Source organism: Streptomyces sp. NPDC001157, from assembly GCF_053598255.1.
The window spans coordinates 72,253-84,084 of the sequence record NZ_JBSFJW010000016.1 but is presented as its reverse complement, the minus strand read 5'-3'; the positions used below and the strand labels follow the sequence as shown (position 1 = coordinate 84,084).

8 protein-coding genes are annotated in these 11,832 nt (G+C 68.8%); all 8 read left to right on the top strand.

The features are described 5' to 3' along the window. The first annotated feature begins 163 nt into the window (after window positions 1-163). Complete coding sequence (gene rplU, locus ACWDAG_RS26170) at window positions 164-484, top strand: 50S ribosomal protein L21 (protein WP_099928855.1); 321 nt, start codon at window positions 164-166, stop codon at window positions 482-484. A gap of 14 nt (window positions 485-498) precedes the next feature. Continuing rightward, window positions 499-753, top strand: a complete 255-nt coding sequence (rpmA, locus tag ACWDAG_RS26165; RefSeq protein WP_099928854.1) for a 50S ribosomal protein L27 — start codon at window positions 499-501, stop codon at window positions 751-753. 118 nt (window positions 754-871) lie between these two features. Next, entirely contained in the window at window positions 872-2,314 is a 1,443-nt protein-coding gene (gene obgE, locus ACWDAG_RS26160; protein ID WP_450697997.1) for a GTPase ObgE, read from the top strand. A gap of 270 nt (window positions 2,315-2,584) precedes the next feature. Further along, window positions 2,585-4,024 (top strand): VCBS repeat-containing protein, encoded by a 1,440-nt coding sequence (locus ACWDAG_RS26155; protein WP_450697996.1) that lies wholly within the window; start codon window positions 2,585-2,587, stop codon window positions 4,022-4,024. 279 nt (window positions 4,025-4,303) lie between these two features. Then, complete coding sequence (locus ACWDAG_RS26150) at window positions 4,304-5,854, top strand: alkaline phosphatase D family protein (protein WP_450697995.1); 1,551 nt, start codon at window positions 4,304-4,306, stop codon at window positions 5,852-5,854. A gap of 599 nt (window positions 5,855-6,453) precedes the next feature. Continuing rightward, on the top strand, window positions 6,454-7,950 hold the full coding sequence (locus tag ACWDAG_RS26145) for a D-ribitol-5-phosphate cytidylyltransferase (protein ID WP_450697994.1): 1,497 nt from the start codon (window positions 6,454-6,456) through the stop codon (window positions 7,948-7,950). A gap of 180 nt (window positions 7,951-8,130) precedes the next feature. Beyond that, the gene (locus ACWDAG_RS26140; RefSeq protein WP_450697993.1) at window positions 8,131-10,239 is read left to right on the top strand and encodes a hypothetical protein; all 2,109 of its coding nucleotides are present in this window, start codon (window positions 8,131-8,133) and stop codon (window positions 10,237-10,239) included. 243 nt (window positions 10,240-10,482) lie between these two features. Continuing rightward, window positions 10,483-11,721 (top strand): glycosyltransferase family 2 protein, encoded by a 1,239-nt coding sequence (locus tag ACWDAG_RS26135; protein ID WP_450697992.1) that lies wholly within the window; start codon window positions 10,483-10,485, stop codon window positions 11,719-11,721. The last annotated feature ends 111 nt before the right edge of the window (window positions 11,722-11,832 follow it).

Sequence of the window (11,832 nt, the reverse complement as noted above, 5' to 3'; positions counted from 1 at the left end):
GCCACGGCCCCGTAACCTTGACCGTCGGCGTGTCCTTGGATATGGACGCGCCACATCCCCGTAAACCTCATTCCTCCAGGGCACTGGGTGCTCCGGAGAGGCTGCCCGTGTCGGGTGGCTGGACTGCGGGGGTGCCGTTCCCGAGCGAGAGAGTGAGATCCGCGTGTACGCCATCGTGCGCAGCGGTGGTCGCCAGCACAAGGTTGCTGTCGGCGACATCGTTGAGGTTGACAAGATTTCCACTGCCAAGGTTGGCGACACGGTCGAGCTCTCGACCCTGCTCGTTGTCGACGGCGACGCTGTGACCAGCGACCCGTGGGTGCTGGCCGGCATCAAGGTCCAGGCCGAGGTCGTGGACCACCACAAGGGCGTCAAGATCGACATCCTTCGCTACAAGAACAAGACCGGCTACCGCCGTCGTCAGGGCCACCGCCAGCAGTACACGGCGATCAAGGTCACTGAGATCCCCACGGCTGCGAAGTAAGGGACTGAGGAGAGATGGCACACAAGAAGGGCGCATCGTCCACTCGGAACGGTCGCGACTCGAATGCCCAGCGGCTCGGCGTGAAGCGCTTCGGCGGTCAGGTCGTCAACGCGGGTGAGATCATCGTCCGCCAGCGCGGCACCCACTTCCACCCCGGCGCGGGCGTCGGCCGTGGCGGCGACGACACGCTGTTCGCGCTGCTGCCCGGTGCGGTGGAGTTCGGTACCCACCGTGGCCGCAAGGTCGTGAACATCGTTCCGGTCGCCTGAATCAGGCCCTGATCGGAAGCTTTGCGCGAGGCGGACCTCACTTCCCTGGTGGGAAGGCGGGTCCGCCTTTCGCGTGTTGACATAGGTAACACCCGTACTTTTCTGGAGGCACAGAACCATGACCACCTTCGTGGACCGCGTCGAACTGCATGTCGCCGCGGGTAACGGAGGTCACGGCTGTGCCTCCGTCCACCGTGAGAAGTTCAAGCCGCTCGGCGGACCCGACGGCGGCAACGGCGGGCGCGGCGGCGATGTGATCCTCACCGTCGACCAGTCCGTGACGACTCTTCTCGACTACCACCACTCCCCGCACCGCAAGGCCACCAACGGCAAGCCCGGTGAGGGTGGCAACCGGTCGGGCAAGGACGGCCAGGACCTCGTGCTGCCCGTGCCGGACGGCACCGTCGTCCTCGACAAGGCGGGCAATGTGCTCGCCGACCTGGTCGGACACGGCACCTCGTACGTCGCCGCGCAGGGCGGTCGCGGCGGGCTCGGCAACGCGGCGCTCGCCTCGGCCCGGCGCAAGGCGCCCGGCTTCGCGCTGCTCGGTGTCCCCGGCGATCTGCAGGACATCGTCCTGGAGCTGAAGACGGTCGCGGACGTGGCGCTGGTGGGGTACCCGAGCGCCGGCAAGTCCTCGCTGATCTCGGTGCTGTCGGCGGCCAAGCCGAAGATCGCCGACTATCCGTTCACCACCCTCGTCCCCAACCTGGGTGTGGTGACGGCCGGTTCGACCGTGTACACCATCGCGGACGTGCCGGGGCTGATCCCCGGTGCCAGCCAGGGCAAGGGGCTGGGGCTGGAGTTCCTGCGGCACGTCGAGCGGTGCAGTGTGCTGGTGCACGTGCTGGACACGGCGACGCTGGAGTCCGAGCGGGATCCCGTCTCCGACCTCGATGTCATCGAGGAGGAGCTGAAGCAGTACGGCGGGCTCGACCGGCGGCCGCGGATCGTCGTACTGAACAAGATCGACGTACCGGACGGCAAGGACCTCGCCGAGATGGTGCGGCCGGATCTGGAGGCGCGTGGGTACCAGGTCTTCGAGGTGTCGGCGGTGGCCCATCTCGGGCTGAAGGAACTGTCGTTCGCGCTGGCCGACATCGTGGCGAAGGCGCGCGCCGCGAAGCCGAAGGAGGAGGCGACGCGGATCGTCATCCGGCCCAAGGCCGTCGACGACGCCGGCTTCACGGTGACGCGCGAGGAGGACGGGCTGTACCGGGTGCGGGGTGAGAAGCCCGAGCGCTGGGTGCGGCAGACCGACTTCAACAACGACGAGGCCGTCGGATATCTCGCGGACCGCCTCAACCGCCTCGGTGTGGAGGAGGAGCTGATGAAGGCGGGCGCCCGGTCGGGCGACGGCGTCGCCATCGGACCCGAGGAGAACGCCGTCGTCTTCGACTGGGAGCCGTCGGTGATGGCCGGGGCGGAGATGCTGGGCCGTCGTGGTGAGGACCACCGGTTCGAGGCGCCCAGGCCTGCGGCGCAGCGGCGCCGGGACCGGGAGGCGGAGCGGGACGAGGCCCTCCGGGAGTACGGCGGCTTCGAACCGTTCGGGGAGTAGGCGCGCGGCGGGTTGGTGCCGCCTGGGGGCTGCCGCCCCCAGGCCCGCGCTGTCGGCCTGAACGGCCTCGTCCTCAAAGCCGGACGGGCTGAAATGGTTAACGGCGGGGGAAATTGCGGGGTGTATCAGGGCAACCCCTTTGACTCACGGTGAGTCGTACTGGGCAACGCGGATGAGGATCTTGGATCTCCACCGCCGTCAACTGCCCTTCAGATTCCCGGAGTCGACGTGTCCCAGTCCGTTGTTGTGCCCAGATCGCGGCGTGCAGTCGTGGTAGCTCTCGCGCTGCTCGCCGGGACGGCCGTCGCCTCGCCGCTCGCCCATGCGCAGCCCGCCGCGGCGAAGAGCGTCCGGCAGGACTTCAACGGTGACGGGTACGAGGACCTCGCCACCGGGGCGCCGGCCGCCGCGGTCGGCGGTAAGAAGGCCGCCGGTTATGTGGCCGTGGTGTACGGGTCGGCTCATGGGCTGAACCTCGCGAGCAAGAAGGTCTTCACACAGGCGACCCCGGGTGTGCCCGGCATCCCCGAGGCGGGTGACCACTTCGGTGCCCATCTCACGGCCGGAGATCTGGACGGCGACGGCTACACCGACCTCGTGGTCCCGGCGGCGGGGGAGCAGTGGACGCAGGGCGGGGCGGCCCGGCACGGCAGTGTGACCGTGCTGTGGGGCGGGAAGAGCGGGCTCTTTGGCGGGACGCTTCTGCCGGGCGCCCTCACCGACGGTTCCGCGCGCGTCGTCGCCGGTGACTTCGACGGGGACGGGCACGCCGACCTGGCGGGGCCCTCGTCGCTGGAGTCGGGGCCGTTCAGCCGTACCGGAGTGCCCGCCCGCAGCCAGGGGATCGCGTTCACCGACGCCGATGTGCAGGTGCTGGACGTGGCGACCGGGGACGTCGACGGGGACGGCATCAGCGACGTGGTCGTGCTGACCGGGCCGTTCGACTTCGACGACCCGGGCGACCAGAACGTCGGGCACACCCTCTTCTATCTGCACGGCACCCGGAACGGGCTCGCCTCGCCGGTGCGTCTGAAGGACGGCGAGGGGCGGGAGATCGAGGGGGGCCAGAGCATCGCGCTCGGTGACGTCAACGGCGACGGGCGGGACGATCTCGTCTTCGGCCGGCCCCGGGTCGCATACTCCGGCGAAGGCACGCCCGACCCGAGCGAGTACGGCGAGCGGATCGGCGTCGTGCCGGGTACGGCACAGGGGCCGCGGACCTCCGACCCGCGCACCATCGACCAGGACACGCCCGGTGTGCCGGGGGCGGCGGAGTTCGGCGATCTCTTCGGCACGGACGTCGCGGTCGGTGACGTGAACGGCGACGGTTACGCCGACATCGCGGTCGGCATCCCCGGTGAGGGCTTCTCCGGGATACGGGACGCCGGCACGGTCGCCGTCGTTCCCGGCAGCGCGTCGGGGCCGACCGGTGCCGGTACGAAGGTGTTCAGCCAGAACACGGCGGGCGTCCCCGGCAGCGCGGAGCGCGCCGACCGCTTCGGCGAGGCGGTCACCCTTCTCGACGCCGACGACGACCGCCGTGCGGATCTGGTGGTCGGTGCGCCCGGTGAGAACGCGAATGCCGGTTCGGTATGGGGTTTCCGTTCCACTGCCTCCGGCGTCACCACCACCGGCTCCGTCTCCTTCGGTGCCAGGGCCCTCGGCACGGACCCCGAACTCGCCCTGCTCGGCGGCGAGTTCACCCGCTGAGGTCACGCGCCGAGCTCGGGGTGGCGATCGCCGTCACGGGAGTCGACACCGAACTCGGCTTGAACTTCGCTCACTGAACAGCCCCCTGCCCAGTGTCAATTGAGGGCATGTAAGGCCCGTTGCGGCAAAATACGTTGGTCGTGTTGTTCCCGTGTCGCAACGGGTCTTCTGTTGTCTGCCTATTTGTCATGCACGCGAAGGCCTCCGTTCAGCGGGTGGACCGCCCGGCTACGTGAGCTTTCACGTGTCCAAGAGGCTTGCGAGACAGGGGAGTTCGCGATGACCGGAGCAATCTCGTCCGACCGACGCCGCTTTCTGACCGCCGGTGCCGCCGTCCTCGGCGCCGCCGCGGCCGCCCAGCTCTGGCTGCCCGGCACCGCCCGTGCGGCAGAAGCCACCCTGCCCGACGGAGTGTTCAGCCTCGGCATCGCCTCCGGTGACCCGCTGCCCGACGGCATCGTGCTGTGGACCCGGCTCGCCCCCGACCCCCTGAACGGCGGAGGCATGCCCGACAGCGTGGTCCCGGTGGAGTGGGAGCTCGCGGAGGACGACCGGTTCAGAAAGCCCGTGCGCCGGGGCGTCGCCGAGGCCCGGCCCGAGTACGGACACAGCGTTCACGTGGACGTACGGGGTCTGCGCCCGGGCCGCTCGTACTGGTACCGCTTCCGCACGAGCGGCCAGATCTCGCCCACCGGCCGCACCCGCACCGCCCCGCACCCGCACAGCAGGGGCGGCTCGCTGCGCGTCGCTCTCGCCTCCTGCCAGAACTGGCAGCACGGCTACTTCACGCCGTACGCCGACATGCTCGCCCAGGACCCCGACTTCGTCCTGTTCGTCGGCGACTACATCTACGAGTCCACGCCGTCGGCCACGGCCGTGCGCAGGCACGAGGGCACGGGGGAGCCGTTCACCCTGGAGCAGTACCGCAACCGGTACGCGCAGTACAAGACCGACCCCGATCTCGCCGCGGTGCACGCGACCACGCCCTGGGTGGTCACCTTCGACGACCACGAGGTCGACAACGACTGGGCCGGCGAGATCCCGCAGGACCCCGACAAGCAGCCGCACGACGCGTTCGTGGCCCGGCTGACCGCGGCCTTCCAGGCGTACTACGAGCACATGCCGGTCCGTGCCTCCGCGATCCCGAACGGCCCCCACATCCAGATGTACCGGCGGCTGGAGTTCGGCCGCCTCGTCCGCCTGAACGTCCTGGACACCCGGCAGTTCCGCAGCGACCAGGTGACCAGCCAGACGGCCGCCGAGAACCCGTCGCTCACCATGCTCGGCGCCGAGCAGAAGGAGTGGCTCCTGGACGGGCTGCAGGACTCGCCGGCCCGCTGGAACCTGATCGCCTCGCAGATAATGATGGCCGAGACCGACCTCCAGATCGGCGAGGGCAAGCTCTGGTACTACGACGCCTGGGACGGCTACCAGGTCGAACGCAACGCCCTGCTGGAGGAGTTCGCCGACATCCGCAACCCGGTCGTGCTCAGCGGCGACCGCCACCTCACGATGATCAGCGACCTCAAAGCCGACTACGACGACCCGGACTCCGACGTCGTCGGCGCCGAGTTCGTCGGTACGTCCATCTCCAGCAACGGCGACCAGGACCAGGCCGCCTTCCACGCCGAGTGGGACCCGCGGATGCCGGACAACCCGCACTGGAAGCTGATCGACGCCCACCGCGGCTACCACCTCTTCGACATCGACCGCGACGGCATCGACGCCCAGGTGAGGGTGGTGGACACGGTCCGGCAGCAGACGGCCACGGCGAGCACGCTGGCGCGGCTGCGGGTGGAATCGGGCGAGCCCGGCGTGCGGGTGGTCTGACGGTCCGCGCAAACACCGTGGGACTCATCAGCACCGTGGGACTCACCGGAGTCCCACGGTGCTCTCGCGCGTGCCGAGACTGAAATGCTGCGGAATCCCATGGGGAAATTCCGGGGTAATGGACTGCCGGACGGGCTGCATTCCAGGCTCGTTTGCAACGGCACGGTCACGTATATGAAGAACGCGTGCAGCCCGACACCGCCGTCGAGGCCGTCGTCGGGATCGGCGGCGAGATGATTGGCCCCATCGCCCATACGGGCGTACGGGTCCTCGGGACCCCGCGAGCCACGCACCGCTCCCGGGGCGGCCGCCCAGGTGGCCAAGGAAGCGCACGGTTCACCGGACGTCTTCGGTGGAACCCGGGAAGGTGCTCGGCCACCGCTGCCCGAAGAAGCTGCGGCGGCACTGAACCCTGAACCCCTGTGCAGTTACTCACAGCAATTCCGAGGGAGCTCACGGAGGCGGTCCCACCGTCACCAGCAGTGCCAGGTGAATGACAGGTAGCGCGCACATATGCAGCGAACGGCGCTCACCTTGCACAGCGGTAACCGCAAGTGGGACCATTTCCGCGTTCCCTGTCGCCCCAAGGTAGGTCCTCTGTGTCCCAGCGCATAGCCAAGCCCCGTACCACCGCAGTGATCCTGGCCGGCGGTACCGGCCAGCGTGTGGGTCTTTCGATCCCCAAGCAGCTGCTGAAGATCGCCGGCAAGGCAGTCATCGAGCACACCCTGACCACCTTCGAGAAGGCCGACTCGATCGACGACGTCATCGTGCTGATGGCGCCGGGATACGTACCCGACGTCGAGAAGATCGTCGCCAAGGCCGGGTTCAAGAAGGTCAAGAAGATCATCGAGGGCGGTTCGACCCGGAACGAGACCACCGAGCGCGCCATCGAGGCCCTCGGCGAGGGCCTGGCCGAGGGCGAGGACCTCAACGTCCTGTTCCACGACGCCGTACGCCCCCTGCTGGCGCAGCGCGTGATCGACGACTGCGTGGTCGCGCTGGAGCGCTACCAGGCCGTCGACGTCGCCATCCCGTCCGCGGACACCATCATCGTGACCCGCACGCACGGCGAGGACGGCGAGTTCATCACCGAGATCCCGGACCGCTCCCGGCTGCGCCGCGGCCAGACCCCGCAGGCCTTCAAGCTGTCGACCATCAAGCGTGCCTACGAGGTCGCGGCCGGTGACCCGAACTTCCAGGCCACGGACGACTGCTCCGTCGTACTGAAGTACCTGCCGGACGTGCCGATCCACGTCGTCGCGGGCGACGAGTACAACATGAAGGTCACCCAGCCGGTCGACGTCTTCATCGCGGACAAGCTGTTCCAGCTGGCCTCGACCGCCGCGCCCGAGCAGGTGAGCGAGGAGGCCTACCGCGAGCTGCTGACCGGCAAGACGGTCGTGATCTTCGGTGGCTCGTACGGCATCGGCAAGGACATCGCCGAGCTCGCCGAGTCCTACGGCTCCAAGGTGTACGCGCTGGGCCGCTCCACCACCGGCACGCACGTGGAGAACCCGGAGGAGGTCGACGACGCGCTGTCCAAGGCGTACGCGGAGACCGGCCGGATCGACTACGTCGTCAACACCGCGGGCGTGCTGCGCATCGGCAAGCTGGCCGAGACCGACAATGCGACCATCGAGGAAGCGCTGAAGGTCAACTACCTGGCCCCGGTGCAGATCGCTCGTTCCGCGTACAAGTACCTGGCGGAGACCAAGGGCCAGCTGCTGCTGTACACCTCCAGCAGCTACACCCGCGGCCGCGCCGAGTACAGCCTCTACTCCTCGACCAAGGCCGCCATGGTGAACCTCACCCAGGCCCTGTCCGACGAGTGGGCCGGTGACGGCATCCGAGTCAACTGCGTCAACCCGGAGCGCACCGCGACGCCCATGCGCACCAAGGCCTTCGGCCAGGAGCCCGAGGGTTCGCTGCTCTCCTCCGAGGCCGTGGCCCGCACCTCGCTGGACGTGCTGCTGTCCGAGCTGACCGGCCATGTCATCGACGTCCGCCAGCAGGATCCGACGGCGGGCGCGGCGAAGGCCTCCGGCTTCGAGCAGGCGCTGGCCTCGGTGCTGGACCGACAGGGCGGCATGTAATAATCGACGGGAATTAGTCTTCCGTTATTCAGGCCTCTGCTTTCCGGTGTCAATGCAGTGCATTGACCGGGTGAACGCAGGGGCCTGAATCCGTACACCCGACGAATTCCCATCGAATTGCCACAAACCCTGCGCACTTCAGAACAAAACCGGCACTCACCCTCCCAGAGCAGGTTCTCCGTGATATCCACCGCCATTCGCGTCGCCCGGGTGGGCAGCGCGTCCGAGCTGGCCGCGGCGGTCCTCATGATGCTGGGCTTCCCGGCGATCATGGTGGCCGCGCTCATTCCGAGCGTCTACGCCTTCGCGGCAGCGGCCGCCGTGACGTACCTGGCCGACCACTATCTGCACCGCAAGGGCAGCTATCTGGTCAACAGGCTCAGCAAGGTCAGAGCCGGCCTCTCGATCCGTTTCCTGATCCGAGAGCTGCTGCTGATCCTGCTGCTGGCCCGGCTGGACCTCGCGAACAACCTGATCTACTACGGCGCGATCGGCTGCTTCATCGCGTTCTACGGCCTCCAGGCCCCGCACGGCGCCGTGGTCACGCTGATCCGCAACCGCCGCCGGATGCCGGTCGCCACCCGCAATGTCGACCTGGCCTCGCGCATCCGCATCCCGGACGCGCCGCCGCAGGGGCTGCTGAACCGCTCGGCCGAGAAGATGCTCCACCTCGACCTCGCGGCCGTCGTCGGCCTCCTGGTCGCCGCCGAGGTGGGGTCGTCCGTGCCGGGCTTCATCGGCATCGGTGTCACCCTGTTCCTGGGCTGCCTGTACGTCCTCGCGCTGATGCCGTACGTCCGCGGCAACAAGATCCCGCCGACCGCCGAGAAGGTGCTGGCGGCCGTCGACGACTGGCTGCGGGAGTACAAGCCGGAGACGGTCCTGTACTTCTCGGGCTCCAAGGACTCCGCGTACCAGGTCAACATGTGGCTGGAGACGATGGAGCAGCTCGACTCCAAGCCGCTGGTCATCCTGCGCGAGCGGGTCATCCTGGCCAACCTGGCGCCCACCACGGCCCCCGTCATCTGCGTGCCGGGCGGTGTGCACCTGATGAACATGGACCTCAGTACCGTGCGCGTGGCGCTGTACGCGGCGAACGTCGGCAAGAACATCCACCTGCTGCGCGTCCCCACCATGAAGCACGTCTTCATCGGCCACGGCGACAGCGACAAGCTCGCCAGCGTCAACCCGTTCAGCAAGGTCTACGACGAGGTGTGGACCGCGGGGCGGGCGGGCCGCGACCGCTACGCCATAGCCGATGTCGGCGTCCGTGACGAGGACATCGTGGAGGTGGGCCGACCGCAGCTGGCGCCGATCCAGCGCCGACAGGACGTGCCCGAGGACCCCCGCGGCGAAGCCGCTGACGGACGCTGCCCGACGGTGCTGTACGCGCCCACCTGGGAGGGATGGGACGGCGACCCGGGCAACACCTCGCTCGTGCTCGCCGGCGAGAACATCGTGAAGAAGCTGGTGAAGGCCGACCCGCCGGTCCGCGTCCTCTACAAGGCGCACCCGTTCACCGGCACCGTCAGCAAGGAGGCCGCCGCCGCGCACCGGCGCGTCGTCGCCTTGGTCGAGAAGGCCGCCGCCGCGCGTGCCGCCGACGCCCGCTTCACCGTCGACACGGCCGACCAGGCGAAGGCCAAGGCCGAACTGGCCCGGATCGAGACCCGCCTCGCCGAGTTGTCCGGCCCCGCGAGCGACCGGGGCGACGAGGCCGAGGCCACGCGTGACGGCGTGGTCGACACCGCCAAGCATGAAGAGATCGCCCGGCTGCGGGGCGAGTGGAACGACGCGTACTGGCGCTCCTTCCCCGTCTGGGAGCACCGCGTCATCACGGGCGCCGAGCCGCGCCTGTACGACTGCTTCAACGTCTCCGACGCGATGGTCTCCGACATCTCCAGCGTGGTCTCCGACTTCATCGCGAGCGGCAAGCCGTACGCGGTCACCGACTCCGCCGGGCTGGGCGCCGAGGAGTTCAAGCGGCAGAACACCGCCGTGCGCGCCGCGGTGATCCTCTCCAACAGCGCCGCCGAACTGGGCGAACTGCTGGACGCGGTCCGCGACCCGGCCGCCGACGCACTGGCGGAGGACCGCAAGGAGCTGAAGGAGTACCTGCTCGGCCCGGACGAGCCGACGTCCATCGAGCAGTTCAACACCGCGGTGGCGAACCTGACGCTCAAGGCCGACACCCGCAACCTCGGCCAGGAGTCCCGGGCCGCCGCGGCCGGTACCCCTGGCGCGGACGAACTGTCGGACGCGCTGTCGGCGCAGCCGCCCACCGGATGAAGAGTCCGGTAAAAAGGCCGCAGCTCACCGTGTGAAACGCGTGAGAAGGGCCTGGTTTTCGAGGAGTGATCCTCGAAAACCAGGCCCTTCTACGTATGTTCATGTGTCCGTAGCCGTCTGTTCGCCGCGTGAACTGAGTCACGAAATCGTGGCCAGAGGGCAACCGCTTGCCTCGCTCGTCCGTCATTTCAGGTAGCGAATGAGGCGATACGGGGGAAATATCCCGTTGATGAGGGGGAAACAGTGACCGTGTCGCAGCCTGATGTGAGCGTCGTCATCGGGGCGTACGAAGCGATGCCGTATCTGGTCGAGTGCCTGGCGTCAGTCGAGGCACAGACCATCGACCCGGAGCGCATCGAGGTCATCGCGGTCGACGACGGCTCCAGCGACGGGACGGGGGAGTACCTGGAGGAGTTCGCGGCCCGTTCGGCCATGCCGGTCACGGTCATCAGGCAGGACAACTCCGGCGGCCCCAGCGGCCCGCGCAACGTCGGCCTGGGCAAAGCCGCCGGTCGCTATGTCTTCTTCCTCGACGCCGACGACCGGCTGGGCGCGGAGGCGTTGGAGCGCATGGTCGCGATGGCCGACCGCAACGGCACGGACGTGGTCCTCGGCCGCGTCGAGGGCATCAACCGCAAGCCGCCGCAGTCGATGTGGGGCAAGACCCTCGACCGTACCGACGTCTTCTCCTCCAACATCAAGTTCACGCTGAGCGCGCAGAAGCTGTTCCGCCGCGAGCTCCTGGAGCGCCACGGCATGCGCTTCGACGAGTCCCTGTGGACCGGCGAGGACGCGCTGTTCACCATGGAAACCTATCTGCGGGCGAACGGCGTCTCCGTGCTCGCCGACTACACCTGCTACTACCTGGTGGGCCGCGAGGACGGCAAGCACGTCACGAAGACCGGGGGCTACACCCTGCGCTTCGACTCCGCGCGCGCCCTCATGAACCTGATCGCCGACCTCGTCCCCGCCGGGGACAGGCGCGACCTGCTCCTGGTCCGCCCCTTCCTGGTCACACTGCTGCCGCAGTTCGGCCCGAAGTACCTCACGGACAGCGAGAAGGTACGGCGGCACAAGTTCGAGCTGGCGAAGCCGCTGATGGAGGAGTTCTGGAGCGAGGGCGTCGCCGTCCGCCTCAAGGTCGAGGAGCGGCTGCGCCTGCACCTGGTCGCCGAGCAGCGACCCGAACTCCTCGTCCCCGTCGTGGAGTTCGTGAAGGCGAAGAAGCAGGCGGCGGCCCTCCTGGAGAAGAAGGGCCGGGAGGTCTACCTGGCCTACCCGCACTTCCGCGACGCGACGGCCGCGATACCCGACTCCGTCTACCTCGCCGCACCCCGCGAGGCCCGCGCCTGCCCCGGCTACCGCGAGCACTCCGTCCGTTCGGTGCTGAAGCGGGCGGTGCGCAAGGCGCGCCGGGTGCTCAGGGCACGGACCGGCGCGGGCAGACCACGCACCCCGGGCGGGACTGCCGCGGCGGTCTGACGGCGCCGGGCGCTGCCGCACCGGGTGAACCGTGCGGCCCGTCCGGGGACTGGACCGGCGCGCGGGCTGCGGTCCCCTTCGCGTAGATTGCCGGGCGGGGGAGCCTGAGCG

Bases quoted from the DNA above. Each gene is read 5' to 3' on its own strand.
- rpmA (WP_099928854.1), top strand. From the start codon at position 499: ATGGCACACAAGAAGGGCGCATCGTCCACTCGGAACGGTCGCGACTCG.
- obgE (WP_450697997.1), top strand. From the start codon at position 872: ATGACCACCTTCGTGGACCGCGTCGAACTGCATGTCGCCGCGGGTAAC.
- ACWDAG_RS26150 (WP_450697995.1), top strand. From the start codon at position 4,304: ATGACCGGAGCAATCTCGTCCGACCGACGCCGCTTTCTGACCGCCGGT.